The sequence below is a fragment of the Kosakonia sp. MH5 genome (genome assembly GCF_009935945.1).
GTDB classification, from domain to species: Bacteria; Pseudomonadota; Gammaproteobacteria; order Enterobacterales; family Enterobacteriaceae; genus Kosakonia; species Kosakonia radicincitans.
The window spans coordinates 256,611-282,747 of record NZ_QODH01000004.1 but is presented as its reverse complement, the minus strand read 5'-3'; the positions used below and the strand labels follow the sequence as shown (position 1 = coordinate 282,747).

24 protein-coding genes, 1 tRNA gene and 1 other RNA gene are annotated in these 26,137 nt (G+C 54.8%); 14 read left to right on the top strand and 12 right to left on the bottom strand.

Going from position 1 to position 26,137, the window contains the following annotated elements; translation table 11 throughout:
* Positions 1-103: 103 nt before the first annotated feature.
* Together DK872_RS13560 and DK872_RS13555 are read left to right on the top strand one after the other, a co-directional pair.
* The gene (locus tag DK872_RS13560; RefSeq protein ID WP_007369544.1) at positions 104-640 is read left to right on the top strand and encodes an isochorismatase family protein; all 537 of its coding nucleotides are present in this window, start codon (positions 104-106) and stop codon (positions 638-640) included.
* Positions 640-1,560 (top strand): GlxA family transcriptional regulator, encoded by a 921-nt coding sequence (locus DK872_RS13555; protein WP_035886765.1) that lies wholly within the window; start codon positions 640-642, stop codon positions 1,558-1,560. Before DK872_RS13560 ends, DK872_RS13555 begins: the two co-directional genes overlap by 1 nt.
* On the opposite strand, the gene DK872_RS13550 is transcribed toward DK872_RS13555, so the two are convergent.
* Positions 1,553-2,548 carry an acyltransferase gene (locus DK872_RS13550; protein WP_090398080.1) on the bottom strand — a complete coding sequence of 332 codons (996 nt, stop codon included), beginning with the start codon at positions 2,546-2,548 and terminating at the stop codon, positions 1,553-1,555. The two genes, DK872_RS13555 and DK872_RS13550, sit on opposite strands and share 8 nt — an antisense overlap.
* 169 nt (positions 2,549-2,717) lie before the next feature.
* Between DK872_RS13550 and DK872_RS13545 the strand changes: the two genes are divergently transcribed.
* The 3 genes from DK872_RS13545 (at position 2,718) to glyS (ending at position 6,144) form a co-directional block, all read left to right on the top strand.
* Positions 2,718-3,017, top strand: coding sequence for a YsaB family lipoprotein (locus DK872_RS13545; RefSeq protein WP_072439470.1), 300 nt, complete (start codon positions 2,718-2,720; stop codon positions 3,015-3,017).
* Between the two features lie 136 nt (positions 3,018-3,153).
* Positions 3,154-4,065, top strand: coding sequence for a glycine--tRNA ligase subunit alpha (glyQ, locus tag DK872_RS13540; protein ID WP_035886762.1), 912 nt, complete (start codon positions 3,154-3,156; stop codon positions 4,063-4,065).
* Between the two features lie 9 nt (positions 4,066-4,074).
* A complete protein-coding gene (gene glyS / locus DK872_RS13535; protein WP_035886761.1) occupies positions 4,075-6,144 on the top strand; it encodes a glycine--tRNA ligase subunit beta in 2,070 nt (689 codons plus the stop codon).
* 54 nt (positions 6,145-6,198) lie between these two features.
* Here the strand turns inward: glyS and DK872_RS13530 are convergent, their stop codons facing one another.
* From DK872_RS13530 to DK872_RS13515, 4 genes are all read right to left on the bottom strand, one after another.
* On the bottom strand, positions 6,199-7,155 hold the full coding sequence (locus DK872_RS13530) for a GGDEF domain-containing protein (RefSeq protein WP_035886759.1): 957 nt from the start codon (positions 7,153-7,155) through the stop codon (positions 6,199-6,201).
* A gap of 2 nt (positions 7,156-7,157) precedes the next feature.
* The gene (locus tag DK872_RS13525) at positions 7,158-7,796 is read right to left on the bottom strand and encodes a chemotaxis protein CheC (RefSeq protein WP_007369551.1); all 639 of its coding nucleotides are present in this window, start codon (positions 7,794-7,796) and stop codon (positions 7,158-7,160) included.
* Positions 7,793-8,164 (bottom strand): response regulator, encoded by a 372-nt coding sequence (locus tag DK872_RS13520; RefSeq protein WP_071921684.1) that lies wholly within the window; start codon positions 8,162-8,164, stop codon positions 7,793-7,795. The genes DK872_RS13525 and DK872_RS13520 overlap by 4 nt, the downstream gene beginning before the upstream one ends.
* A gap of 380 nt (positions 8,165-8,544) precedes the next feature.
* Positions 8,545-8,838 carry an HTH-type transcriptional regulator gene (locus DK872_RS13515; protein ID WP_007369554.1) on the bottom strand — a complete coding sequence of 98 codons (294 nt, stop codon included), beginning with the start codon at positions 8,836-8,838 and terminating at the stop codon, positions 8,545-8,547.
* Between the two features lie 391 nt (positions 8,839-9,229).
* Here DK872_RS13515 and DK872_RS13510 point away from each other — a divergent pair, with 391 nt between their 5' ends.
* Complete coding sequence (locus DK872_RS13510) at positions 9,230-9,943, top strand: DUF3053 domain-containing protein (RefSeq protein WP_007369555.1); 714 nt, start codon at positions 9,230-9,232, stop codon at positions 9,941-9,943.
* 66 nt (positions 9,944-10,009) lie between these two features.
* Here DK872_RS13510 and ghrB read toward each other — a convergent pair whose 3' ends face one another.
* The 5 genes from ghrB to DK872_RS13485 all read right to left on the bottom strand — a co-directional run bounded on the left by ghrB (position 10,010) and on the right by DK872_RS13485 (position 15,191).
* A complete protein-coding gene (ghrB, locus tag DK872_RS13505) occupies positions 10,010-10,984 on the bottom strand; it encodes a glyoxylate/hydroxypyruvate reductase GhrB (protein ID WP_007369556.1) in 975 nt (324 codons plus the stop codon).
* Positions 10,981-12,273, bottom strand: a complete 1,293-nt coding sequence (locus tag DK872_RS13500) for an MFS transporter (protein WP_161518447.1) — start codon at positions 12,271-12,273, stop codon at positions 10,981-10,983. Before DK872_RS13500 ends, ghrB begins: the two co-directional genes overlap by 4 nt.
* Before the next feature lie 92 nt (positions 12,274-12,365).
* Positions 12,366-13,307 (bottom strand): sugar kinase, encoded by a 942-nt coding sequence (locus DK872_RS13495; protein ID WP_035886756.1) that lies wholly within the window; start codon positions 13,305-13,307, stop codon positions 12,366-12,368.
* Positions 13,300-14,061: a sugar phosphate isomerase/epimerase gene (locus DK872_RS13490; protein ID WP_161518446.1), complete on the bottom strand. Its 762-nt coding sequence runs from the start codon at positions 14,059-14,061 to the stop codon at positions 13,300-13,302. The genes DK872_RS13495 and DK872_RS13490 overlap by 8 nt, the downstream gene beginning before the upstream one ends.
* Before the next feature lie 113 nt (positions 14,062-14,174).
* Positions 14,175-15,191 carry a LacI family DNA-binding transcriptional regulator gene (locus DK872_RS13485; protein ID WP_035886754.1) on the bottom strand — a complete coding sequence of 339 codons (1,017 nt, stop codon included), beginning with the start codon at positions 15,189-15,191 and terminating at the stop codon, positions 14,175-14,177.
* 205 nt (positions 15,192-15,396) lie between these two features.
* On the opposite strand from DK872_RS13485, the gene DK872_RS13480 reads away from it, so the two are divergent.
* Positions 15,397-17,727, top strand: a complete 2,331-nt coding sequence (locus tag DK872_RS13480) for a molybdopterin guanine dinucleotide-containing S/N-oxide reductase (RefSeq protein WP_161518445.1) — start codon at positions 15,397-15,399, stop codon at positions 17,725-17,727.
* Here the strand turns inward: DK872_RS13480 and DK872_RS13475 are convergent.
* On the bottom strand, positions 17,690-18,136 hold the full coding sequence (locus DK872_RS13475; RefSeq protein WP_035886752.1) for an N-acetyltransferase: 447 nt from the start codon (positions 18,134-18,136) through the stop codon (positions 17,690-17,692). The genes DK872_RS13480 and DK872_RS13475 overlap by 38 nt on opposite strands.
* Positions 18,117-18,695, bottom strand: coding sequence for a DNA-3-methyladenine glycosylase I (tag, locus tag DK872_RS13470; protein WP_161518444.1), 579 nt, complete (start codon positions 18,693-18,695; stop codon positions 18,117-18,119). The genes DK872_RS13475 and tag overlap by 20 nt, the downstream gene beginning before the upstream one ends.
* Before the next feature lie 146 nt (positions 18,696-18,841).
* Between tag and DK872_RS13465 the strand changes: the two genes are divergently transcribed.
* The 7 genes from DK872_RS13465 (at position 18,842) to dppA (ending at position 26,056) form a co-directional block, all read left to right on the top strand.
* Positions 18,842-19,531 (top strand): autotransporter domain-containing protein, encoded by a 690-nt coding sequence (locus tag DK872_RS13465; protein WP_161518443.1) that lies wholly within the window; start codon positions 18,842-18,844, stop codon positions 19,529-19,531.
* Between the two features lie 244 nt (positions 19,532-19,775).
* Complete coding sequence (locus DK872_RS13460) at positions 19,776-20,978, top strand: MFS transporter (protein WP_007369566.1); 1,203 nt, start codon at positions 19,776-19,778, stop codon at positions 20,976-20,978.
* Between the two features lie 118 nt (positions 20,979-21,096).
* Positions 21,097-21,528: an organic hydroperoxide resistance protein gene (locus DK872_RS13455; RefSeq protein ID WP_007369567.1), complete on the top strand. Its 432-nt coding sequence runs from the start codon at positions 21,097-21,099 to the stop codon at positions 21,526-21,528.
* A 198-nt stretch (positions 21,529-21,726) separates the two neighbouring features.
* Positions 21,727-23,409, top strand: coding sequence for a kdo(2)-lipid A phosphoethanolamine 7''-transferase (gene eptB, locus DK872_RS13450; RefSeq protein WP_007369568.1), 1,683 nt, complete (start codon positions 21,727-21,729; stop codon positions 23,407-23,409).
* A gap of 91 nt (positions 23,410-23,500) precedes the next feature.
* Positions 23,501-23,577 (top strand) — tRNA-Pro (locus tag DK872_RS13445).
* Between the two features lie 37 nt (positions 23,578-23,614).
* Positions 23,615-23,747: non-coding RNA, RtT sRNA (locus tag DK872_RS13440), on the top strand.
* A 701-nt stretch (positions 23,748-24,448) separates the two neighbouring features.
* Entirely contained in the window at positions 24,449-26,056 is a 1,608-nt protein-coding gene (gene dppA, locus DK872_RS13435; RefSeq protein WP_035886750.1) for a dipeptide ABC transporter periplasmic-binding protein DppA, read from the top strand.
* The last annotated feature ends 81 nt before the right edge of the window (positions 26,057-26,137 follow it).

The window sequence follows — 26,137 nt, the reverse complement described above, 5'->3', positions numbered from 1 at the left end:
TTCAGTGGGCCGGAATCACCCTGAGGTTGTCCTTTTTTGGTCTTAGCAGACGTAACACTCCTTGCCAGAATAGCATTATCCCCACTGAGCAAGGAGTCCTGAAATGTCACGTACCGCCCTTATCAATATCGATACACAACAATCTTTCTTTCATCGTGAATACTGGCAGGAGAAGGATTTTCCTGCTTTCCAGCAGGCCATTTCTGCTCTGATTTCCGGCTGTGAAGCGCGCGGCATTCCGGTTGTCGATATCTTTCACGTTGCAGACAGCGGCCCCTTCTCGCTGGAAAGCGGTTTTGTTGTGCCGATGCCTTTTCTGACGCATCAACCAGCCGTTACCTTTTACAAGCATGTGCACAATGCCTTTACCGATACTGGCCTGGATCACTGGCTGCGCGCGCGTGATATAAATCATCTGATTATTTGCGGTATTCGCACTGAACAGTGCTGCGAAACCACGGCGCGCGTGGCGTCGGATTTGGGCTATCGTGTGACGTTTGCCAGCGAAGCGACGCTGACCTTTCCGATGACGCATAAAGGGATTACGCTGGATTGCGATGCGTTGCGTCATCGTACTGAAACGGTGCTGGAAGGCCGCTTCGCCACGATTCAAACTGTCCACGAAATTCTGGAACGCTAATGACGACAGATGTCTGGTTTGTGATGTTGCCGGGAGTGCTGGCGCTGGATATGACCGGCCCGGCGGAAACATTCGTGCTGGCGCAGGATGCTTTCCGCCTGCATTACATCGGGCCAGACGCCGAAGTGCCCACGTCGATTGGCCTGAATATGGGCAACATCTCGCCGCTGCCGGAAACCCTGCCGGCAGGCAGTTTGCTGGTGTTGCCTGGCGTCAGCGATTCGGCGAATTTTTTCAACACGCCGCAGGCCAGTCTTGTGCTGCACTGGCTGATGCGCCTGCAACCGCAGATCCACAACCAGAGCATTACCCTGATGTGCGTCTGTTCGGGCGCAGTGCTGGCAGCGAAAGCAGGGTTGTTGAGCGGCGTGCAGTGCACCACGCATCATGACGTGATTGCGCGTTTAAAAGCGGCAGCGCCGACGGCGCAGGTGAAAGAGAACCGTATTTTTATTGAAGATCGCGGTATCTGGACCAGCGCGGGTATCACCTCCGGCATCGATCTGGCCCTACATCTGATCAACCGCCTGCGGGGGCCGGAAACGGCGCTGGCGGTAGCACGTGAGATGGTGGTCTGGTTCCGCCGTTCCGGCGACGATCCGCAGATTTCGCCGTGGCTGCGTTACCGCAATCATCTTCACCCGGCAGTGCATCGTGCGCAGGATGCGCTTACCGCCGAGCCGCAAAAAGCGTGGCAATTGGCGGAAATCGCCGAATGTGCGCACGTCAGCCCGCGCCATTTGACGCGCCTGTTCCAGCAACATCTGGGTATCAGCGTGCGTGACTACCTTGAACAGTTACGTCTGGTGATTGCTGAGCAGTGCTTATTGCAGGGGCACGGTGCGGAGCAGGCGGCGTTGGCCGCCGGGTTCTCTTCGCCGCGCCAGTTGCACCGGGCGCGGGCGCGAACGGCTAGCTAACGAAACGCCGTCGGTCGAGGCGCTGAACCAGCATCGACAGCGCCAGGCTTGCCAGCAGCGTGGCGACAAAAATCCACACGATATCGAGTAGCGGCCAGTTGCGCAGCTCCATGCCGCGCGTGCGCAGCGCATGGATAATGAGCGCATGGAAACCATAAATCCCCAGCGAGTGGCGCGAAATCAGCGCCAGGCCGGGCAGCGTGCGATCGTTCAGCGTATTTTTAACCAGCGTGAACAGCGCGATGGCGCAGAGGAACACCAGCGGACCGCAGTAGAGATACCAGGTGTCGGCAAAGTTGCCGCGCCACTTCAACTCGTGCAGCGTACCGCGCGAAATTCCCCATATCGCCAGCAAAAAGATCGCCGCGCTGAAAAGCGTCAGCTGCCGTCTTTGCGTCTCCATCATGCCGATCGCCCGCCCCAGCATGCCGTAAAGGATGTAGTAAAACGTGTCGCCACTGATGTAGAGGTTGATGGGTAACCATTCAAAATGGCCGATCTTCTGCGACACCGTATTCGGGTTAGCCACGATGCCAATCACTATGACCAGCGCCAGCAGCATTTTGCCGCTGAGCGCTTTCACCTGAATCAACGGCGAAACCAGGTAGATAACGATAATCGCAAAGAAAAACCACAGATGGTAGAACACCGGTTTTTGCAGCAGGTAGCGCAGAGATAACTCGCTGTTAATCGAGGTAAATAGCACGATATAGAGCAGGGCGATAAGGCTATAAAACATCAGACATAGTGCGATGCGCAGGAAATGGCGCGGCTGCGCGCTGCGTTCGCCAAAAAAGAGATAACCTGAAATCATAAAAAACAGCGGTACGCTGACGCGGGAGGCGGAATTCAGCAGATTCGCGACATTCCAGTCGAAAGTGGTAATGCTGGCCGGGTTGGTGATGTACCAGGTGGTGGTATGGATCATCACCACCATCAAACAGGCTATCCCTCGCAGATTATCTATCCAGTAAATTTTCGACTGCATCAGTTCCTCTGTTTCAATGTTAAATATCCTCTGACCTGCCATTTATCCACCTGACGCTCTGGATAATTCTGAGTTTTCCCGCATCCGCTTGTGCAGTTTTCCACAGATTTGCAAAACTAGTGTTCTTCCCCTTTAAAAATAACAGCCAGCGAACAGGGCAGTGATAAAAATGATGAAATCTCTTGTACCGATGTTGCTGCTGTTAGTGGCAGGATGCAGCGCTGCACCGGGCACGCCCGTGCAGCGCGCGCAAAACGCCAGACCGGACCCCGTTCACTCCCTCGATATGGAGCAGTTATGCCGGCAAAACGCTGCGCATCGCTACAATACCGCAGCGCAAAAAATTGCCGTTACTGGTTTTGAACAATTTCGCGGCAGCTACGAAATGCGTGGTATGACACCCCGTAGCGAGGCGTTTGTCTGCACTTTTGACGCAGAAGGTCAGTTTCTACATCTTTCGATGCGCTAAGCGTCCAGAATGCGGCCTGCGGCCGTGTGATTTTCCCAATTTTCCGTAAACACCTCCGTTTCATACTGTATATCTTGCAGTCAGCGGGTATACTGGTCGCTTCCTTTAAATCCACACGTATCCAGCACGAAAGAATATGCAAAAGTTTGATACCAGGACCTTTCAGGGTCTGATCCTGACCTTACAGGATTATTGGGCCCGTCAGGGCTGCACCATCGTTCAACCTCTGGACATGGAAGTTGGCGCTGGCACCTCCCACCCAATGACCAGTCTGCGCGCGCTGGGGCCAGAACCGATGGCGACTGCTTATGTCCAGCCATCCCGCCGCCCGACCGATGGCCGTTATGGCGAAAACCCGAACCGCTTACAGCACTATTACCAGTTCCAGGTGGTGATTAAACCCTCCCCGGATAACATTCAGGAGCTGTACCTCGGGTCACTGAAAGAGCTGGGCATGGATCCGACGATTCACGATATTCGTTTCGTGGAAGATAACTGGGAAAACCCGACGCTGGGTGCCTGGGGTCTCGGCTGGGAAGTGTGGCTGAACGGCATGGAAGTGACGCAGTTCACTTACTTCCAGCAGGTAGGCGGTCTGGAGTGCAAACCGGTTACCGGTGAGATCACGTACGGTCTGGAACGTCTGGCCATGTACATTCAGGGCGTAGACAGTGTTTACGACCTGGTCTGGAGCGATGGCCCGCTGGGTAAAACCACTTACGGCGACGTTTTCCATCAGAACGAAGTGGAGCAGTCCACTTACAACTTTGAATACGCAGACGTCGATTTCCTCTTTAGCTGCTTCGAGCAATATGAAAAAGAAGCGCAGAAGCTGCTGGCGCTGGAAAACCCGCTGCCGCTGCCTGCGTACGAACGCATTCTGAAGGCCGCCCATAGCTTCAACCTGCTGGATGCGCGTAAAGCCATCTCCGTAACGGAACGTCAGCGCTATATCCTGCGTATCCGTACGCTGACCAAAGCAGTCGCTGAAGCGTATTACGCTTCCCGTGAAGCCCTTGGCTTCCCGATGTGCAACAGAAATAAATAAGAGGCGGCCATGTCTGAGAAAACATTCCTGGTGGAAATCGGCACCGAAGAGCTGCCACCAAAAGCACTGCGCAGCCTGGCCGAGTCCTTCGCTGCCAATTTTACCGCTGAACTGGATGCCGCGGGCCTGGCTCACGGCGACGTACAGTGGTTTGCCGCGCCGCGCCGTCTGGCGCTGAAAGTGGCAAAACTTGCCGCATCGCAGCCGGATCGTGAAGTTGAAAAACGCGGCCCGGCGATTGCGCAGGCGTTTGATGCCGAAGGCAAACCAAGCAAAGCTGCTGAAGGCTGGGCGCGTGGTTGCGGTATTACTGTCGATCAGGCCGAGCGTCTGACCACCGACAAAGGCGAGTGGCTGCTCTATCGCGCCCATGTAAAAGGCGAAAGCGTCGAAACGCTGCTGCCGAACATGGTTGCCACCTCGCTTGCTAAGCTGCCGATCCCGAAACTGATGCGCTGGGGCGCGTCGGAAGTGACGTTTGTGCGTCCGGTGCACACCGTTACGCTGCTGCTGGGCGACACCGTTGTTCCGGCGACGATTCTGGGCATCAATTCCGATCGTGTGATCCGCGGCCATCGCTTTATGGGCGAGCCGGAATTCACTATCGATAATGCCGATCAGTATCCGCAAATTCTGCTCGAGCGCGGCAAAGTGATCGCCGATTACGACGCGCGTAAAGCCAAAATCAAAGCGGATGCTGAAGAAGCGGCGCGCAAAATCGGCGGTAATGCCGATCTGAGCGACAGCCTGCTGGAAGAGGTCACTTCGCTGGTGGAATGGCCGGTGGTGCTGACGGCGAAGTTCGAAGAGAAATTCCTCGCGGTTCCGGCGGAAGCGCTGGTCTACACCATGAAAGGTGACCAGAAGTACTTCCCGGTTTACGGTAACGACGGCAAACTGCTGCCGAACTTTATCTTCGTCGCCAACATCGAATCGAAAGATCCGCAGCAGATTATCTCCGGTAACGAGAAAGTAGTGCGCCCGCGTCTGGCGGATGCCGAGTTCTTCTTCAATACCGACCGCAAAAAACGTCTTGAGGATCATCTGCCGCGCCTGCAAACCGTGCTGTTCCAGCAGCAACTGGGTACGCTGCGCGACAAAACCGACCGCATTCAGGCGCTGGCAGGCTGGATCGCCGGGCAGATTGGCGCTGACGTCAATCATGCCACCCGCGCGGGTCTGCTCTCCAAGTGCGACCTGATGACCAACATGGTGTTTGAATTTACCGACACCCAGGGCGTGATGGGCATGCACTACGCGCGTCACGACGGCGAAGCAGAAGATGTTGCTGTTGCGCTGAACGAGCAGTATCAGCCGCGTTTCGCCGGTGATGAACTGCCGTCGAACCCAATTGCCTGCGCGCTGGCGATTGCCGATAAAATGGACACGCTGGCGGGTATCTTTGGTATCGGCCAGCATCCAAAAGGCGATAAAGACCCGTTCGCACTGCGCCGCGCCGCTCTGGGCGTGCTGCGTATTATCGTTGAGAAGAACCTGGCGCTGGATCTGCAAACGCTGACCGAAGAAGCGGTGCGTCTGTACGGCGACAAGCTGACCAATGCTAACGTGGTGGATGATGTGATCGACTTTATGCTGGGTCGCTTCCGCGCCTGGTATCAGGACGAAGGTTTCAGCGTTGACACCATTCAGGCCGTACTGGCGCGCCGTCCGACCAAACCGGCGGACTTCGATGCGCGCATGAAGGCGGTTTCGCACTTCCGTACCCTGGAAGAAGCGGCGGCGCTGGCGGCAGCCAATAAGCGTGTCTCCAACATTCTGGCGAAGTCTGATGAAACGCTGAACGACATCGTTCATGCTTCGGTGCTGAAAGAAGCGGCCGAAATCAAGCTGGCCGGTAATCTGGTGGTGCTGCGCGATAAGCTGGAGCCGTTCTTTGCAGAAGGTCGCTATCAGGAAGCACTGATCGAACTGGCGCAACTGCGTGAGCCGGTTGATGAGTTCTTCGAAAAGGTAATGGTAAACGCCGACGACAAAGACGTGCGTATTAACCGCCTGACGCTGCTGGCGAAACTGCGTGAACTGTTCCTGCAGGTAGCGGATATCTCCCTGCTGCAATAGGTCATCTGCAACGAAAAAACCCGCTCCGGCGGGTTTTTTTATAGCCCCACTTCATCAGCTCTTAACCGGTTGCGATTGTCTGGTGGCGGATTTTACGCGCACCGTATTGCGGCCCGCGCGTTTGGCTACGTACAGCGCGTCATCCGCACTCTGAATAAGCTGGCCGTATTCTGTGTGTTGTTGCTGGTTGAGACTGGCGACACCAATGCTCACGCTGACGATGCGGTCGGGCGAGTTAGCATGGGGTAAATCCAGCAGTTGAACACTGGTGCGCAACCGTTCGGCAATTTCCACCGCATCGGCGGAGCGCGTTTCCGGCAGCAGGGCGCAGAACTCTTCGCCGCCATAGCGAAACAGAATGTCGTTTGGGCGATCCAGTGCATTACGCATAGCGGTCGCGATCTGTTGCAGGCACTCATCTCCGCGCTGGTGGCCGTAGCAATCATTATAGCGTTTGAAGTGATCGACATCGATAAGCAGTAGCGACAGCGATTTGTTGTTGCGCTTGCTGGCGCGCCATTCGCGGTCAATGCAGAGATCGAAGTAACGCCGGTTGCCCACGCCGGTAAGGCCGTCCGACAGCGATTGTGATAACAGTTCGTGCGCCTGGTCGCGCAGCAGGGATTCGCGGCGGACTGCGGCCGTAACGTCCACAATCTGGATCAGGCAAAACCGTTCAGTATCACCCAGCGGAACAATAGTCACGGCCTGGCTCAGCCGGGCAGCAGGCCGTGCCGGTTCGGCATAAAGCGGAAACGGAGAACGGTGCAGCGACTGCGACAGCAGGGCTGATAAATTGTGGCCAATCGCCTGGCGGATAGCATCGCCCACGCGGTGATACTGCAAGTCAGGAAAGACAGTAAAAAAATCCTCCCCCAGCGTTTCGCTGGCGGCAAGGCCGGTATGGGCTTCCAGCCAGGCGTTCCACAACGTAATGCGGTATTGCGCATCAACGATGATCACGCCGAGGCTGAGCGCAGAGAATGCATCCAGTAGCAACTTATCTTTCATGATTACATTCCGTCGGGAACACAACCGGATTCAAGGCGGCTGATATAGAGCCGGATTTGCTCACGTAAGTCTTGCAGCGCAGACATATCCAGGATAAACGCGAGATACCCCTGAATTTGCTGGCGCTCCAGCGCAAAATCGATGCGCAGCATCATCACTATCGGATCGTTTTCATCTTTGTCCGGATTGAGGATCTCCTTGCTGGTGCCGACGCGCACTTCGGGCAGTGAGCCCTGTAGCTCTTTCTGGAACATATTCGCCAGCGTACCGACACAGGCGTTGAGCACGATATTACCGATTTCGCTCATCGCTTCACGTTCCATCTCCCCCAGTTCGTGGGCGGGGATCAGATCGCCAACCATCATGCGTACGATTTCAAAACTGGCGGCTTCCGGAAACATCAAAATCGCTTCCGTAGCATACGCGCCCTCATAATGCTGACTGATACCAAACAGCGAGACACCTGCGCCCAGCTCATCGGCAGCGTCGGAGCGGGTGGTAAAGCGGATGGTTGGTACCGACATTCGTACTTCTTCATTGACGATATTGCTCATCGCTGCAGCCGCATGGCCGACGCCAATGTTGAAGATCTCCATCAGGCTGTCAGCTTCGATATCGCTGATATCCGTCAGCGCGTTCATGAATTCGTCTCCAGGCTATTCAGCAATGCATGGAGCTGCGGCTCTTTCAGCGGTTTCGGCAGAAAACCAAGGCCAAGTTCTTCGGCGGCGGCTTGCACGGAATGCTGCACATTGGCAGTGAGCAGAACAATGTGGGTTTGCGGGTGGCTTTTACGAATGCGCGAAGCCGTCTCCAGCCCGCCAATGCCCGGCATATTAACGTCCAGCAAGATCAGATACGGTGGCGTCGTCGCGGCCAGAGCGATCGCCTCTTCGCCCGTGCCGGCCTCGTCAATTTTCCAGTCGTTATGCAAATTAGTGACAAACTGCCGTGAAATCATGCGCGACAGGCGGCTGTCGTCAACAATCAGAATATATCTGGACATCATTCATTCTCTTTTAGTGGTTCGTTGCCGTAACACCAGAACAATGCTTCTCTATGGAACGGCCTTCCCTGATTATTGCTTGCACTTGCCGCAGCGTTGCGCTTTGCGCTAATGCCTTGTGTAGTCGTTTCCTTTGTGAAATTGCGTACCTGGATTACACGCCCTGTCTGCTGCTTTTAGTTAAGTCATCATATTCATCGGCAATCGCGCGCAAAAAATTAGCGCTGAATAACAGCATCACGTGAAATTTAATCCTGAAGCGCAGAGAGTCAGGCCTGTCGTTGTGGGGGCTTCAATCGTGGGTATGGGTTGTCTGGGGGACTTTACTTTAAAGCAGAAACAACAAACCCCCGGCTCAGCGGGGGTTCTGGTGGTAAATACGTTCAATCAATAAGCTGTTTGCTGAGCGTCGGGTTAGCATTAATCAGACGCATCAGTTTCATTTCAGTCGCGGTGGGTTTTATTCGTTGTGATTCCCACTCATGCACCATTGATACTGAGACTCCCATTACACGAGCGAAGTCATCAATTTGAAGCCCGGTTCCGCGTCGCAATTGTTCAAAGTCACTAAAGGAATTCGGATTTTTGCTCAGAGTTACCGGCTGCGTTACTTCATTTTTCAAAACAATCTGTTCCAGACTGCTCAGCAGTTCAAACATAGGATCTTTATACTCCATTGAGAACTCCTCGTAAAAATCACACAGCGGGATCGTGATACAGCTTATTAAGAATAGTCGTGAAAATTCCTGGTGTGTGGTTTTGGCTGTGATTAATTAGACGGTAAATGACTTTTCATACGCTTCAGATGCATCTTAAGTGAGTTTTCTGCCGCTTAATTGTTTGATTCATATGCATCTGTCGGCGCTCAGTATTTTTGTGTAAAACCTTTCGTTTAATTTGGATTAAGAATTATCTGCACGCCTTCCGGGAAATTTTCATGCCAGGTCGAATTCATCGTATTAAGAATGTAAGGAAAGGGTATCTTGCGAGGCGGACCTGGACTATCCTTGTAAGCCGTCAGGCACGCGTGTGCCGGTGTGCGCTTTTATGGGTGAAAGGAGTAATAAAATGGCGACAGGAAAGTCCTGCTCTCGCTGGTTTGCGCCTCTTGCGGCGTTATTAATGGTAGTTAGCCTGAGTGGGTGTTTCGATAAAGAAGGCGATCAGCGCAAGGCGTTTATCGACTTCCTGCAAAATACGGCGATGCGTAGCAGTGAACGTCTGCCCGCTCTGACAGCAGATCAGAAAAAACAGTTCGGTCCGTTTGTCTCTGATTATGCTGTGATTTATGGCTATTCCCAGCAGGTGAACCAGGCGATGGACTCCGGTCTGCGTCCGGTAGTGGACAGCGTTAACGCCATCCGGGTACCGCAGGATTATATGACCCAGCGTGAACCGCTTCGTCAGGCCAATGGCTCGCTCGGCGTACTTAGCCAGCAACTGCAGAATGCGAAAATGCAGGCGGATGCTTCCCACGCGGCGTTAAAACAGGCGGACGATCTCAAGCCGGTGTTTGACCAGGTGTATACCAAAGTGGTTACCAATCCGGCCAACGCACTGCAACCGCTGATCCCGGCGGCGCAGGTCTTCACTCAGCAACTGGTGCAGGTGGGCGACTTTATTGCCCAGCAGGATACGCAGGTGAGCTTTGTTGCTAACGGCATCCAGTTCCCGACGTCCCAGCAGGCCAGCCAGTATAACGCGCTGATTGCTCCGCTGGCGGCGCAGCATCAGGCGTTCAACCAGGCCTGGACCGCGACCGTTAACGCCACGCAGCAGTAAGCGGGCGCAGACAAAAAAAGAGGCGATTAATCGCCTCTTTTTTTATGTCCGCAGCAGGGTGAATCGTCAGCCTGCGACCTGCGGGTTGACGCAGTTTTTCTCCACCTTGCCATTGAGCGCGTCAATCAGGTTATCCACCGCGCAGGCCGCCATGTTGTAGCGTGTCTCGTGCGTTGCGGAGCCGATGTGCGGTAGCGCCACGACGTTGGGCAGTGACAGCAGCGGTGAATCAACGGGCAGCGGCTCTTTCTCGAAGACGTCCAGCCCGGCCGCATGGATTTCGCCGTTTTGCAGGGCTTCCACCAGCGCATTTTCATCCACTACCGGGCCGCGTCCGGCGTTAATGAAGATCGCCGATTTTTTCATCATTTCAAACTGCGCTTTACCGATCAGATGATGCGTCTCTTCGGTCAGAGGCAGCACCAGACACACAAAGTCGGACTCCTGCAACAGGGTATCGAGATCGCAATAGCGCGCCTGGAAGCGCGCTTCTGCTTCGGCGTGATGGCGACGCGCGTTATAGAGAATCGGCATGCCGAAACCAAAGTGCGCGCGTTGCGCCAGCGCCAGCCCGATACGACCCATCCCGATGATGCCCATTGTTTTGTGATGCACATCGATGCCGAACCAGTCTGCGCCAATACCGGATGTCCATTCCCCCGCTTTTACCCGCCCGGCGACCTCTACCACGCGGCGGGCGCTGCTCAGTACCAGCGCCATAATGGTATCGGCGACCGTTTCCGTCAGCACGGTCGGGGTATGCATCAATAAAATCTTACGTGCGTTCAGCGCGTCCACATCAAAGTTGTCATAGCCTACCGAGACCGTTGACGTTGCGCGCAACTGCGGCATTTTCTCCAGCAGCGCGGCATCGACTTTCTCACTGGAACCCAGCAGCCCTTGCGCAGTAGCGAAAGCCTCAGCGTGCTGTTGCACCGTTTCCGGTTTCAGGTTGGCAACCTGGGTTACGGTGAAGTGCTCGGCCAGACGTTGTTGCAGGTCATCGGGTAAGGCTTTGTACAGGATGATAGACGGCTTCATGCGGTTCTCCCTTGTGATGATGCGCCTGCCGGAATCTGCTTATTGTTAGCAGGCTTAACAATTAAAGTAAGCCACACAGAGGTGAAAAGTGCTACCCCCATGAAAATGTACGAGGCCGACGGGCTGCCGGTTGCGCCATTCAGGTAACCTACCACCCATGAGCCGCAGAATGAGCCGAGCGCGCCCATGCTGTTAATCAGCGCCATTGCGCCACCAGCGACGTTGCGCGGCAGCATTTCCGGGATAATGGCGAAGAACGGCCCGTATGGGGCATACATTGCGGCACCGGCAATCACCAGCAGGGTATAAGAGATCCAGAAATGGTTGGCGCCCACTGCCCATGAACCGATAAAGGCGAATGCGCCAATCAGCAGCAGCGGCCAGACAAACAGTTTACGGTTTTGCAGCTTATCGGAAGCCCAGGAGGCCAGGATCATTGCCAGCGTTGCGGCAAGGTACGGAACGGCAGAGAGCCAGCCTACTTCGACCATGCCGAGGTTTTCGCCGCCGCTGCGAATAATTGACGGCAGCCACAGTACAAAACCGTATACGCCAATGCTCCAGGCAAAATATTGCAGGCACAGCAGAACGACATTACGCGAGCGGAAGGCTTCACTGTAATTACGTACGGCTTTGATGCCCTGCTGCTCTTTTTCAAGCTGGGCCTGCAACGCCGCTTTCTCATCGCTGGAGAGCCACGCTACCTGCGCCGGTTTGTCTTTCACCAGCACCCACCAGCAAAACGCCCAGATCACTGCCGGAATGCCTTCAATAATGAACATTTCGCGCCAACCGAAAGCCTGGATCAGATAGCCGGACACCACCGACATCCACAGTACTGTCACCGGGTTGCCGAGGATTAAGAAGGTATTGGCGCGTGAGCGTTCCGATTTGGTAAACCAGTTGCTGATGTAGATAAGCATCGCGGGCATGACCGCCGCTTCCACCACGCCGAGAATAAAGCGGATGGCGGCCAGCATTGGGATATTGCTGACGATACCGGTTAATGATGCACAGCCGCCCCACAAAATCAGGCAGATAAAAATCAGTTTGCGGACGCTGCGGCGCTCTGCATAAATCGCGCCGGGGATCTGGAAAAAGAAGTAGCCGAGAAAGAAGAGTGCGCCGAGCAGCGAAGAGATGCCTTTGGTGATGCCCAGGTCGTCATTGATACCGGCGGCGGAGGCGAAACTGAAGTTTGCACGGTCGAGATACGCCAGACTGTAGGTGATAAATACAATCGGCATGATGTACAGCCAGCGTTTGGACGAATTTGTCGCGTTACTCATAAGATTGCCTCTATGGTTGAGGTTACTTACCGCCTGTGTGTAGGGCACAGTGCGGCGGATGTTTTTGGTTGAATAACTTTCAGGCTTTACAACTACAACGCGCCTAACTGTGCGCGTGTCGGCAATCCTTCGCTGTCGCCCGGCACCTGAATGGCCATCGCGCCGATGGCGTTACCCCGGCGTACCGCTTCAGGCAGGGTTTTACCTTCCAGCAGAGCGCTCAGTACGCCCACGGCGAAACCATCTCCGGCACCGACCGTATCGACAACATTTTCCACTTTGACCGGCGGCACCGCGCCCTGCTCACCGCTGGCGGTTTTAAACCATGCACCATCGGCGCCCGTTTTGATCACCACCGCCTGAACGCCGCGCTGCAGATAGAAATCGGCGATCCCTTCAGGTGTGCGCTGGCCGGTCAGAATGACACCCTCTTTCAGCCCCGGCAGAACCCAGTCGGACTGAAAGGCGAGGCGGTTCAGTTTCTCCACCATCTCCGCTTCGCTGTTCCACAACACCGGGCGCAGATTCGGATCGAACGAAATGGTTTTGTTTTGTGCTTTCATCCGCGCGACGGCATGTTCCAGCAGAGCATATGAGGTTGCCGACAGCGCAGCCGCCACGCCGCTGATGTGCAAATGGCGCGCCTGGCTAAAGATGTCGGCGTTAAAATCCTCCGGCGACAGATGGCTGGCCGCCGAGCCCTTACGGAAATACTCCACGATGGGATCGGTTCCATTTTCGGCTTTAGATTTAAGCTGAAACCCGGTAGCGAAGCGCCCATCCAGCGTCACGCAACGGGTATCAATTCCCTCCTGGCGCAGCGTATTGAGGATGAAACGCCCGAAGCTGTCATCGCCGACGCGGCTGACCCAACTGACTTTCAAACCCAGCCGCGACAGGCCCGTCGCCACATTCAGTTCTGCGCCTGCCGCGCGTTTAATAAAGTGTCCGGCCCCGGCGAGGTCGCCGGTTTCGGTGGCGACAAACATGGCCATTGCTTCGCCAATAGTGATGACATCCAGCGCGTTATGCATGGCGTGGCTCCTTACATAACAGTTCAACGTAATGACGGGTAACGGCGATCAGGTCGTCGCCCTGCAGGGGGAATTCAATACCGCGCGGCGCGTCGGCGGGCAGGTTATCCAGCAGCGCCAGCCAGCGGGCATCGGCTTCATCCGGCGGTACGGCGCGAAAAGTGTGCCCATGAACGACAGCCGCTTTGACGTGGATATAGCTGACCGCTGGCGCCAGATGGCGGGCAGCTTCTTCGGGTGAATCACCGACCCACAACCAGTTGCCAGTATCGAATGTCAGCGTCACCGGCAGCGAGAGGGTATGGCAGGCAGCTTTAAAGCGCAGCATCGGCGCAAGTTTGCCGCAGTCCGTCTGGTCGTTTTCCACCACCAGCGGCACCGGGCCGGTCAGTAGCCAGTCGCGCAGCGTTGCCAGTACCGCCTGATCGGTAAAATGGCCCAGCGAGACTTTCAACCAGCGGGCTTTAAGCGTATGGGCTTCGTGCAGCAAAGCGGGTAAACGAGGATTGAGCGCGCCATCCGCCAGGCACAGTGGCTCCGGCGCGGAGTAACAAGCTTGCAGATTGTGCATTTCAATGGCGAACGCCAGCGAGGACAAATGGCCGATCTCTTCGCTGCTCAGCAGCTCGCGGCGGATTTCTACGCCGTCAGCTCCGGCGGCGGCGATAACGGGCAGCAGGGCCATCTGCCCGCCCATTGCGTGGATCGTGTCATGACCGTATGCGGCGGTAACAACGATAATTTTTCTCGGCATACTCCGGCTCCCCGGCAAAGACAGCAAATAGGTTCTGTCTTTAACGCTAGATGGAACCGGTTCCAAAGAAAAGCGCGGTATGTTGAATTTATGATCGCTATCACGCAGTGTCGTTAACGAGACGTGGAGCCGCGGACGATCAGTTCGCCGGAAAATACCTGCTCGCGCACCGTGTCGCTCTGGCCTTCAATGCGTCGTACCACCTGCTCTACAGCGGCGTAACCGATTTGCCAGGTTGGCTGTTTAAGCGTGGTAATGCCCACGCCCGCCAGCTCAGCCCACTCCAGCTCGTCAAAACCGAGCAGGCCGATGTCGCTGCCCCAGTTCAGGCCGATGCGTTTGAGTGAACGCGCTACCTGTAAGGTCAGCGCGCCGTTGGCGGAGATCACCGCTTTGCGCATCCCGCGGTGGCGGGCATGGAACTGGCGCAGGGCATTGTCCAGTAGTGCAGCTTCATGCAGCGGCACTTCGGCGTTTTCCGCCACCACGCCCGGATAGCGGGCAAGGGTAGCGCGAAAGGCGCTGAGCCGCTCGCGGCGGGTGTTCACCGTTCCCAGCGGTTCGCTGAGGAAGAGTAACGCCTCAAAACCTTGTTCAATCAGGTGCTCTGTGGCCGTGGTGGCGGCCTGGGTGTTATCCAGCCCAACCACATCGCAGGCGAAATCAGGGATTTTACGGTCAATCAGTACCATCGGCAGGGCGGATTGTTGCAGCCGGTTTAATCCCTCTTCGCGCATGCCGACCGCATTCACCACGATGCCTTCTACCTGATAACTACGCAGCAGGTCGAGGTAATGCAGTTCCTGATCCAGCTCGTTGTTGGTATTACAGACCAGTGGTGTAAACCCTTTTTCCCGGCAGGCCGCTTCGATACCGCTTAGCACATGCACTGAATAGGGGTTGGTGATATCGGCGATAATCAGGCCGATAAGGCGGGTTCGGCCGCGCTTAAGGCCGCGCGCCATCAGGCTGGGGCGATAATCCAAATCGGCAATGGCCTGCTCAATACGCGCCAACAAGTCAGCCGACAGCAGATGCCTTTCACCGTTAAGGTAACGTGAAATGCTGGTTTTCCCGGTTTTCGCTGCTTTTGCCACATCGCTGATGGTTGGGCGCGCCATTTTCGCCATTGCTGCTTCCCTCGCCGTAAATGATTGTCCACACCTTAGCGCGAAATCGCGGGCAATCAAGCACTAACACAGGCATATCACCCGGAGTGTGCGCGTAATGACGTTTAATTCTTTGCGATTACACCGCGGCTGTGGATGATAGAGCGAACAGAACATCAGAGCGGCATCGTGCCGCCATCACCTGCAAGCTATTCAGGAGCGCGCTTTGGCAAACCCTGCTATCAAAACAGTTCTTACGGCGGCCCACTGGGGGCCGATGCTGGTCGATACCGACGGTGAAAACGTGCTCGCTTCGCGCGGTGCGCTACCGACTCGCCATCCGAACTCACTGCAAACCGTGGTGCAGGAGCAGGTGCACAGCCCGACGCGCGTGCGCTATCCGATGGTGCGCAAAGGCTTTCTCGCTTCGCCGTCCAATCCGCAGGGTGTGCGCGGGCAGGACGAATTTGTGCGTGTGAGCTGGGAGGATGCGCTGGCGCTGATCCACGCCCAGCACAAACGGATTCGCGACAGCTACGGCCCGTCGTCTATTTTTGCCGGCTCCTACGGCTGGCGCTCCAATGGCGTGCTGCATAAAGCGGCGACGCTGCTGCAACGCTATATGAGCCTGGCGGGCGGTTACACGGGCCATCTGGGTGATTATTCCACTGGCGCGGCGCAGGCCATCATGCCGCACGTCGTCGGCAGCAACGAAGTCTATCAGCAGCAAACCAGTTGGCCGTTGATTCTGGAGCACAGCGAAGTGGTGGTGCTGTGGAGCGCAAACCCGCTCAACACCCTGAAAATTGCCTGGAATGCGACCGACGAACAGGGCATTCCTTACTTTGATGCGCTGCGTAAAAGCAGCAAGCGGGTGATCTGTATCGATCCGATGCGATCGGAGACCGTTGATTTCTTTGGCGAGAGCATGGAGTGGATTGCTCCGCATATGGGAACCGATGTTGCCCTGATGCTGGGCATCGCCCATACGCTGGTGGAAAATGGCTGGCAGGATGACGATTTCCTGGCCCGCTGCACAGAAGGTTACCCCACGTTTGCCGCCTACCTGACCGGCGAGCAGGACGGCGTCGCGAAAACGGCAGAATGGGCAGCGGCAATTTGCGGCATTGATGCGGCGAAAATCCGCGAACTGGCGCAACTTTTTCATGAAAATACCACAATGCTGATGTCCGGCTGGGGTATGCAGCGCCAGCAGTATGGTGAGCAGAAACACTGGATGCTGGTCACGCTCGCCGCCATGATCGGGCAGATTGGTACGCCCGGCGGCGGTTTTGGTCTCTCTTACCATTTTGCCAACGGCGGTAACCCGACGCGGCGCGCAGCCGTGCTGGCATCGATGCAGGGCACGGTGCAGGGCGGCGTTGACGCGGTGGATAAAATCCCGGTCGCCCGCATTGTGGAAGCGCTGGAAAACCCCGGCGCACCGTATCAGCACAATGGCATGGACAGGCACTTCCCGCAGATCCGTTTTGTCTGGTGGGCCGGCGGTGCGAACTTTACCCATCATCAGGATACCAATCGCCTGATCCGCGCCTGGCAGAAGCCGGAGCTGGTGGTGATTTCGGAGTGTTTCTGGACAGCAGCGGCGAAGCATGCGGACATCGTTCTGCCTGCCACCACCTCGTTCGAGCGCAACGATCTGACGATGACCGGCGATTACAGCAATCAACATCTGGTGCCGATGAAGCGCGTGGTTGCTCCGCAGTATGAAGCGCGCGATGACTGGGAGGTGTTTGCCGAACTGAGCGAGCGCTGGGAAACGGGCGGCCGCGAGCGCTTTACCGAAGGCAAAAGCGAGCTTCAGTGGCTGGAAACCTTTTACAATATTGCCGCTGAGCGCGGTGCCAGCCAGCAGGTGACGCTACCGCCGTTTGCCGAATTCTGGGAAGCAAACCAGCTCATTGAGATGCCGGAAAGCGAGCAGAATGCCCGGTTTGTGCGCTTTGCCGATTTCCGTCGTGATCCTGCACAGTTCCCGCTGAAGACGCCGAGCGGCAAAATCGAAATCTTCTCGGAGCGCATTCGTAGCTTTGGTTACGCTGATTGTCCGCCGCATCCGATGTGGCTGGAGCCGGACGAATGGCACGGTAATGCCGAACCGGATCAGTTGCAGGTGCTGTCGGCTCATCCGGCGCATCGTCTGCACAGTCAGCTTAACTTTACCCGTTTGCGTGAACAGTATGCTGTTGCTGGCCACGAACCCATTACCCTGCATCCTGCCGATGCGCAGGCGCGCGGAATTGTCGCGGGCGATGTTGTGCGCGTATGGAATGCGCGTGGGCAGGTTCTGGCGGGGGCGGTGGTGACCGAGGGTATCAAGCCTGGCGTGATCTGTATTCACGAAGGCGCCTGGCCGGACCTGGAGCCTGCGGCGGGCGGCATCTGTAAAAACGGCGCCGTGAACGTGCTGGCCAAAGATCTGCCCAGCTCGCGCCTGGGCAATGGTTGTGCAGGAAACACGGCGCTGGCGTGGGTAGAGAAATATACCGGCCCGGCGCTTACGCTGACGGCTTTTGATCCGCCTGCCAGTTCATGATCCACGTCGGGTGGCGGGTCTCTTCCTGCCAGGCGCTCTCTTCAATACGAAAGCCCTGCGCATGGTAGAACTTCACCGCCCGTTCGTTTTTCTGGTACACCTCGAGGCTTAGCCAACGAAAGCGCTGTTTGACGTGATTCATCAGCGCTTTGCCAATTCCCTGGCCAATGGCGGCAGGGCGCACGAACAGCGCCCCGATAAATTGTTCATCCATCACGCTGATAAACCCTTCCAGCTCGCCATGCGCTTCCCAGACCCAGGTTTTCGCCGACGGGAGATAGGCATTACGCACCAGCGCTTCGCTCTCCTGCCAGTAGCGTGTGTCGATAAACGGGTGAGCAAAACAGGTGCTTTCCATCCACAGCGTCAGCAGAGGCGATAAATCCCGGCTATGCCACGCGCGGATCATGCATGCCTCCGGGGTGGCAAAAGCAGCCGGTAATATGGTCATTGACCAGACCGCAGGCCTGCATAAACGAGTAGCAAATGGTGGTGCCGACGAATTTAAAGCCGCGCTTTTTCAGCGCCTTTGATAAAGCATCTGACGCTGCTGTCGAAGTTGGAATCTCGCCGAGCGTCGCCGCCTGGGTGATTTGCGGCGTGTTATCGACAAACCCCCAGACAAATTCTGAAAATGACTCGCCGTTTTGCGCCATTGCCACGTATGCGCGGGCGTTGCCAATAATGGCTTCTATCTTGCCGCGATGGCGAATGATGCCGGCATTTTGCAGCAGAATCTCCACATCTTCTGCGCTCATCGCCGCTACGCGTTCAGGATCGAATTGATGAAAAGCCGCGCGATAATTCTCCCGTTTTTTCAATACGGTAATCCATGACAGCCCGGCTTGTTGCCCTTCCAGGCAGATCATTTCAAACAGCTTTTTACCATCCCTTTGCGCGACGCCCCACTCGGTATCATGGTACGTGAGATACAGAGGATCCTGAGTAACCCAACCACAACGCTGCATATTCTTACTCCATTTATGCCTGGTAAAATAAACGTCCGCCTGCCTTGACGCGCACAACAGAAAGACAATATTTAGTAAAGGGCTTTAGCCCATAAACAATCATAACGAATACGCCGGATTCGGCTCTTCTCTGGAGTCGCAACTTGATGAAAATAAAAAACAGTGGCCTTCCGCTGGCGCTGCTGCCTGCGTGTCTGCTTTTTGCTCAGACAGCGGCGGCGTGGCAGCAAGAATATATAGTTACCGACCCGCAAAGTACCGCGACCGAACGCTATACCTGGGATAGCGAACGACAACCACGTTATAACGATATTCTGGAAGAGCGTATCCGCTCTGCGCAAAATTCGCCGGGTATTGCGCTGAATTTGCCGGATGACACACCGCTAGATCCGATCACTACCATGAGTATTGGCTGGAATATTCCGCTGGTCAGCAGCGTTACCACCGGCCCGGTTGCGGCCTGGCATTACGATGGCTCAACCACGTCAATGTATAACGAATTTGGCGACAGCGCGACCACCGCGCAGTACAGCGATCCCTTGTGGCATGCCAGTATTAGCTCGCTTGGATGGCGCGTAGACAGCCGCTTTGGCGATCTTCGCCCGTGGGCGCAAATCAGCTTCAATCAGCAGTTCGGCGATAATGTCTGGAAAAACCAGTCCGGGCTTAATCGCTTAACGGCGGCGAATCAGTACGGTAACTGGATGGATGTGACTTTAGGCGCCGATATGCTGCTGAATCCACACCTTGCCGCTTATGCGTCGTTATCGCAGTCGGAAAATGTAACGCTGGGGCAACATTATTTATACAGTATGGGCGTTAGTGCACGTTTTTGAAGCACGCTTAAAACAAACTATTTACACTTAAGAAACAATAGCTGGCGCGTTTCTTATTGATAGTATGTACTAACTTACCTTGATTTATTGATGGCATGAAATTTCACTGTGTCATTCATTCCCGCTTAGATGCATTTCATTCCTCCTCTGCTGCATTTCATGCCTTTTTTCACCAGGCATGAAATGCGCTTCGTTATGGTTGTCGGCAGTGAAACTTCTCATTTATTTCTGCAGGACAACTGCCATGAAAACTTCAACTGCTAATCACACTCGCTGGCTGACGCTGATCGGGACCATTATTACGCAATTCGCGTTAGGGTCTGTTTATACCTGGAGCCTGTTCAACAGCTCGCTGGCGGAAAAACTGAACGAGCCCGTCAGTCAGATTGCGTTCTCTTTCGGTTTGTTGAGCCTTGGCCTTGCGCTTTCCTCCTCTATTGCCGGGAAATTGCAGGAGCGCTTTGGCGTGAAACGCGTCACCATAGCTTCCGGTATTCTGCTGGGTCTGGGGTTCTTCCTGACCGCGCACTCCAACAACCTGTTGATGCTGTGGATGAGCGCAGGCGTGCTGGTGGGTTTGGCAGATGGCGCGGGTTATCTGTTAACGCTCTCGAACTGCGTGAAATGGTTCCCGGAACGTAAGGGCCTGATTTCTGCCTTCTCTATTGGTTCTTACGGCCTTGGCAGCCTCGGTTTTAAATTCATCGACAGCCACTTGCTGGCAAGTGTTGGCCTGGAAAAAACCTTTATGATCTGGGGCCTGATTACGCTGGTGATGATTGTCTTCGGCGCAACCCTGATGACCGATGCGCCGCTGCAGAAAGCTGCGACCGTGAATGGTGTTGTTGCAAACGACTTCACCCTGGCGCAGTCCATGCGTAAACCGCAATACTGGATGCTGGCTGTTATGTTCCTCACCGCCTGCATGAGCGGCCTGTATGTGATTGGTGTTGCGAAAGATATCGCCCAGGGCATGGTTCATCTGGATGTCGCAACAGCGGCGAATGCGGTTACCATTATCGCCATTGCTAACCTCAGCGGTCGCCTGGTGCTCGGCATTCTCTCTGATAAAATTGCCCGTATCCGTGTGATTACTATCGGTCAGGTGATTTCGCTGGTCGGTATGGCGGCTCTGCTGTTCGCACCGCTGAATGCGACTACATTCTTTGCAGCCATTGCCTGTGTTGCCTTTAACTTCGGCGGTACGATCACCGTCTTCCCGTCGCTGGTCAGCGAGTTCTTCGGCCTCAACAACCTGGCGAAAAACTACGGTGTGATTTACCTGGGCTTCGGTATCGGCAGTATCTGTGGTTCGCTGATTGCGTCGGTGTTCGGCGGCTTCTATGTCACTTTCTGCGTTATCTTCGCACTGCTGATTCTTTCGCTGGCGCTCTCCACCACCATTCGTCAGCCGCAGCGTAGCGTGTATAAAGAAGCGCACGCCTGATCGCGAACCGGCAACATGAAAAGCCGCCGTTTTGGCGGTTTTTCTGTCTCTGCCGCCAACCTTCTCCAGAGCGTCTATCCTTATTGGTCAGGTTCTTCCCTACTGAAGGAGTCTATAGATGTCTTTAGAAAAAGTAGTTTATCGCGCTAAAGCAAAAGCAACCGGTGGCCGTGATGGTCGTGCCACCTCCTCTGACGGCGTTCTGGATGTAAAACTTGGCGTACCCAAAGAGATGGGCGGTGCTGGCGGTGAAGTCACTAACCCGGAGCAGCTTTTTGCCGCAGGTTATTCAGCCTGTTTCCTTGGAGCGCTGAAACATGTTGCCTCGGTAGAGAAAAAGAAAGTACCGCAGGATGCTTACATTGAAGGACAAGTTGGCATTGGGCCACTACCGACCGGGTTTGGTATTGAAGCGCAGCTGGATATTCACTTGCCGGGTATGGATCATCAGGAAGCCGAAGCGCTGGTACAAAAAGCCCATATTGTGTGTCCTTACTCCAACGCAACGCGTGGCAACATTGACGTAAAACTTAACGTGATTACCTCCTGATAACGCTCTTTCGTGCTAAATTTCTGACGCCAGCCATATATTTTGTAAATATATGGCTGGTTAAGCTTTCCGCATGACACTTTTCCGCCCCGCTATGGTCTACTTACCACGCTTCAGAAGTTTCCGCTGTTAACTTCCGCTGCCAATTAATAGCCTGCCTGAGTCAGGATTTTTCCCCTTAGTTGTAGAGTTGCTTGCATGAGTTATATCAAAACAATGACGCAGCAGAAGCTGAGCTTCCTGCTAGCGCTATATATCGGTCTGTTTATGAATAGCGCGGTTTTTTTCCGTCGGTTTGATGGATATGCGCAATCCTTCACTGCGTTGAAAGGTATCTCCGCAGTTGTTGAACTCGTTGGTACGGTACTGGTCACTTTCTTTTTATTACGCCTGTTGTCGCTGACGGGGCGCCGTGTCTGGCGCGTGCTGGCTTCGCTGGTGGTTGTGTGCTCTGCGGCTGCCAGCTATTACATGACGTTTCTCAACGTGGTGATTGGCTATGGCATCATTGCTTCGGTCATGACCACGGATATCGATCTCTCCAAAGAAGTGGTGGGCTGGCAGCTTATTGTCTGGATGGTGGCAGTGAGCGCGCTGCCGTTGCTGCTGATTTGGGGCAACCGCTGCCGCTTCACGCTGCTGAACGAGCTGCGTACGCCGGGGATGCGCATTCGCAGTCTGGGCCTGGTGCTGTTGGCGGGGTTGCTGGTCTGGGGGCCAATCCGTCTGCTGGACATGGAGCAGAAACAGGCCGAGCGGACGTCAAAGGTTGATATGCCGAGCTATGGCGGGGTAGTGGCGAACTCCTATCTGCCGTCAAACTGGCTCTCTGCGCTGGGGCTGTATGCCTGGGCACAGGTGGATGAATCCTCCGGCAATAAATCGCTGATCAACCCGGCGACGAAGTTTACCTATGTCGCGCCAAAAGATATCGATGATACCTGGGTGGTATTCATTATTGGCGAGACCACGCGTTGGGATCATATGGGGCTGCTGGGTTACTCCCGCGATACCACGCCGAAGCTGGCGAAGGAGAAGAACCTCGTGGCGTTTCGCGGTTACTCATGCGACACCGCGACCAAGCTCTCTCTGCGCTGTATGTTTGTGCGTGAAGGCGGCGCGGAAGATAACCCGCAGCGCACGCTGAAAGAGCAAAACGTCTTTGCCGTGCTTAAACAACTGGGCTTCGCCAGCGATTTGTACGCCATGCAGAGCGAGATGTGGTTCTACAGCAATACCATGGCCGACAACATTGCTTATCGCGAGCAGATTGGCGCGGAGCCGCGTAACCGTGGCAGAAGCGTGGACGATATGCTGCTTGTCGATGAAATGCAGAATTCGCTGGACAATAAATCCGCAGGTAAACATTTGATTATTATGCATACCAAAGGCTCACACTTTAACTATACCCAGCGTTATCCGCGCAACTTTGCGCAGTGGACGCCAGAGTGTGTCGGCGTCGATGACAAGTGCAGCAAAGCAGAGCTGATTAACTCCTTCGATAACTCTGTCAGTTATGTGGATTACTTTATTGATAGCGTGATTGATAAGATGCGCGACCGGAAAGCGATCATTTTCTATGCCGCTGACCACGGGGAGTCGATCAATGAAAAGGAGCATCTGCACGGTACGCCGCGCAAAATGGCGCCACCGGAGCAGTTCCGCGTGCCGATGATGGTGTGGATGTCCGACAAGTATCTTGAGGATCCGCAAAAGGCGCAGATGTTTGCTCAGCTTAAGCAGCAGGCAGCGTTTAAAACGCCGCGTCGCCATGTTGAACTGTACGACACCATTATGGGTTGCCTCGGTTATACCTCGCCAAATGGCGGTATTAACGAGAACAATAACTGGTGCCATTTGCCGGCTCAGGCGGCGAAGTAAGCGCTCTGCTGGCTTTATCGCCAGTCAGTATGCTTTTTTACATTAGGGGATTGACGGGGTAGCTTCACGGCAGTAAGATGCGCCCCGCATTCGGTGATTGGCGCAGCCTGGTAGCGCACTTCGTTCGGGACGAAGGGGTCGGAGGTTCGAATCCTCTATCACCGACCAAATTCAAAAAAGCCCAACCGCAAGGTTGGGTTTTTTGCTTTCCGGCCTCGAAAAGAGGATGAGAACCTCCGGGGGAAGAGGTTCGACTCGAGCATCGCGAGAGAACGTTGCTTCAGAAACGGCCCGCAGGGCGAGCCACACAGTGGCGAGTCATCCTCTATCACCGACCAAATTCAGAAAAACCCAACCGCAAGGTTGGGTTTTTTGCTTTCTGCATCCTGGAAAATAGCCTGAAGGCCGCTTCGCCTTACCGGCCTTGGCGCGATCCCGTAGACCAGATAATCGCAGCGCCAGCCGGCGAAATTATCGAAAATCTCCGTTATCCCCACTTCTCGCTGCCAGTTCACAATTTTGTACGATATTCCATTGTATTTTTTTATATATGTTTGGATCTTTTTTCGCGTTGCTTATGGATAATGACAGCATTTTTCGCTGTGCGTTTTAGCGTTCATGGCATTAATCGCTCAGATAATCATCATTCTGCAAGAAATTTTTCATAATCTGCATGAAAGTTAAGCACTGGATTTTGGTGGTTAATGAGCGAATTATTCTGCTGCGTCGGCGCTAGCACAAATTTCCCTGCTGAAAATAGAGGCTTGAAGTTTTTTTAAACTTTGTTTACCGATTCTCACCGTCGTTGTAAATCCCGATTACCTGTATTGACGTTTTGACATTCTGTTGACAGATTGTAGGGCATGAGGGGCATTTCAAGGAGAATCTGCACTGCAACTCAGTCAACCTTGTGAAAGGAATCCCCATCTCTCATAACGCCTTCGGGCACAACCGACCAGACCGGGTAAAAAACTAATAAAGGTCTGTCGGACATACCCACTGCATGGGTAACAACACATATCACATTGGAGCAGAATCAATGAGTATTTCCTTGAAGAAGTCAGGGATGCTGAAGCTCGGTCTTAGCCTGGTGGCCATGACCGTCGCGGCAAGCGTGCAGGCTAAAACCCTGGTTTATTGTTCTGAAGGCTCGCCTGAAGGCTTTAACCCACAGCTTTTCACCTCTGGTACCACCTATGATGCCAGCTCCGTACCGATTTATAACCGTCTGGTGGAATTCAAAATCGGCACCACGGAAGTGATTCCTGGCCTGGCTGAGAAGTGGGAAATCAGCGCTGATGGCAAAACCTACACTTTCCACCTGCGTAAAGGCGTGAAGTGGCAGGACAACAAAGACTTCAAACCGACGCGCGATTTCAACGCGGATGACGTGGTGTTCTCCTTTGACCGTCAGAAAAACGATCAGAACCCGTACCATAAAGTCTCTGGCGGCAGCTACGAATATTTCGAAGGCATGGGTCTGCCTGACCTGATTAGCGAAGTGAAGAAAGTCGACGACAATACCGTTCAGTTCGTGCTGACCCGTCCGGAATCGCCGTTCCTGGCCGACCTGGCAATGGACTTCGCTTCTATTCTCTCCAAAGAGTACGCGGACAACATGCTGAAAGCCGGTACGCCGGAGAAAGTGGACCTCGACCCGATCGGTACCGGTCCGTTCCAGTTGCTGCAATATCAGAAAGATTCCCGCATCCTGTACAAAGCGTTTGACGGTTTCTGGGGCACCAAGCCGAAAATCGATCGTCTGGTCTTCTCCATCACCCCGGATGCTTCCGTACGTTATGCCAAACTGCAGAAAAACGAGTGCCAGGTTATGCCGTACCCGAACCCGGCGGATATCGCTCGTATGAAGCAGGACAAAAACATCACGCTGATGGAACAGGCTGGCCTGAACGTTGGCTACATGTCCTTCAACACCGAGAAGAAACCGTTTGATGACGTGAAAGTGCGTCAGGCGCTGACTTACGCGGTGAACAAAGAAGCGATCATCAAAGCGGTATACCAGGGCGCTGGCGTGGCGGCGAAAAACCTGATCCCGCCGACCATGTGGGGCTATAACGACGACGTTAAAGACTACACCTACGATCCGGAGAAGGCGAAACAGCTGCTGAAAGAAGCCGGTCAGGATAAAGGCTTTACCGTTGAACTGTGGGCGATGCCAGTACAGCGTCCGTACAACCCGAACGCTCGTCGTATGGCTGAGATGATTCAGGCTGACTGGGCGAAAGTCGGCGTACAAGCCAAAATCGTGACCTACGAGTGGGGTGAATACCTGAAGCGCGCGAAAGCGGGCGAACACCAGGCAGTCATGATGGGCTGGACCGGCGACAACGGGGATCCGGATAACTTCTTCGCCACCCTGTTCAGTTGCGCAGCGGCGAAAGACGGTTCTAACTACTCTCGCTGGTGCTACAAGCCGTTTGAAGATCTGATTCAACCGGCTCGCGCAACCGACGATCACAACAAGCGTGTTGAACTCTACAAGCAGGCTCAGGTAGTGATGCATGACCAGGCTCCGGCGCTGATCGTCGCTCACTCCACCGTGTATGAGCCGGTGCGTAAAGAAGTCAAAGGCTATGTTGTTGATCCGTTAGGCAAACACCACTTCGAAAACGTGTCTGTCGAATAATAAGCACGATAGCTACCCTCTCTCCTTTCCGGGAGAGGGGGTAAAGCGTTTTCCCTCTGCGGAGGGAATTCCTGTTTGTGA

Coding starts and splice junctions, on each gene's coding strand:
- DK872_RS13560 (WP_007369544.1), top strand. CDS start 104: ATGTCACGTACCGCCCTTATCAATATCGATACACAACAATCTTTCTTT.
- DK872_RS13555 (WP_035886765.1), top strand. CDS start 640: ATGACGACAGATGTCTGGTTTGTGATGTTGCCGGGAGTGCTGGCGCTG.
- DK872_RS13550 (WP_090398080.1), bottom strand. CDS start 2,548: ATGCAGTCGAAAATTTACTGGATAGATAATCTGCGAGGGATAGCCTGT.
- DK872_RS13545 (WP_072439470.1), top strand. CDS start 2,718: ATGATGAAATCTCTTGTACCGATGTTGCTGCTGTTAGTGGCAGGATGC.
- glyQ (WP_035886762.1), top strand. CDS start 3,154: ATGCAAAAGTTTGATACCAGGACCTTTCAGGGTCTGATCCTGACCTTA.
- glyS (WP_035886761.1), top strand. CDS start 4,075: ATGTCTGAGAAAACATTCCTGGTGGAAATCGGCACCGAAGAGCTGCCA.
- DK872_RS13530 (WP_035886759.1), bottom strand. CDS start 7,155: ATGAAAGATAAGTTGCTACTGGATGCATTCTCTGCGCTCAGCCTCGGC.
- DK872_RS13525 (WP_007369551.1), bottom strand. CDS start 7,796: ATGAACGCGCTGACGGATATCAGCGATATCGAAGCTGACAGCCTGATG.
- DK872_RS13520 (WP_071921684.1), bottom strand. CDS start 8,164: ATGATGTCCAGATATATTCTGATTGTTGACGACAGCCGCCTGTCGCGC.
- DK872_RS13515 (WP_007369554.1), bottom strand. CDS start 8,838: ATGGAGTATAAAGATCCTATGTTTGAACTGCTGAGCAGTCTGGAACAG.
- DK872_RS13510 (WP_007369555.1), top strand. CDS start 9,230: ATGGCGACAGGAAAGTCCTGCTCTCGCTGGTTTGCGCCTCTTGCGGCG.
- ghrB (WP_007369556.1), bottom strand. CDS start 10,984: ATGAAGCCGTCTATCATCCTGTACAAAGCCTTACCCGATGACCTGCAA.
- DK872_RS13500 (WP_161518447.1), bottom strand. CDS start 12,273: ATGAGTAACGCGACAAATTCGTCCAAACGCTGGCTGTACATCATGCCG.
- DK872_RS13495 (WP_035886756.1), bottom strand. CDS start 13,307: ATGCATAACGCGCTGGATGTCATCACTATTGGCGAAGCAATGGCCATG.
- DK872_RS13490 (WP_161518446.1), bottom strand. CDS start 14,061: ATGCCGAGAAAAATTATCGTTGTTACCGCCGCATACGGTCATGACACG.
- DK872_RS13485 (WP_035886754.1), bottom strand. CDS start 15,191: ATGGCGAAAATGGCGCGCCCAACCATCAGCGATGTGGCAAAAGCAGCG.
- DK872_RS13475 (WP_035886752.1), bottom strand. CDS start 18,136: ATGATCCGCGCGTGGCATAGCCGGGATTTATCGCCTCTGCTGACGCTG.
- tag (WP_161518444.1), bottom strand. CDS start 18,695: ATGCAGCGTTGTGGTTGGGTTACTCAGGATCCTCTGTATCTCACGTAC.
- DK872_RS13465 (WP_161518443.1), top strand. CDS start 18,842: ATGAAAATAAAAAACAGTGGCCTTCCGCTGGCGCTGCTGCCTGCGTGT.
- DK872_RS13460 (WP_007369566.1), top strand. CDS start 19,776: ATGAAAACTTCAACTGCTAATCACACTCGCTGGCTGACGCTGATCGGG.
- DK872_RS13455 (WP_007369567.1), top strand. CDS start 21,097: ATGTCTTTAGAAAAAGTAGTTTATCGCGCTAAAGCAAAAGCAACCGGT.
- eptB (WP_007369568.1), top strand. CDS start 21,727: ATGAGTTATATCAAAACAATGACGCAGCAGAAGCTGAGCTTCCTGCTA.
- dppA (WP_035886750.1), top strand. CDS start 24,449: ATGAGTATTTCCTTGAAGAAGTCAGGGATGCTGAAGCTCGGTCTTAGC.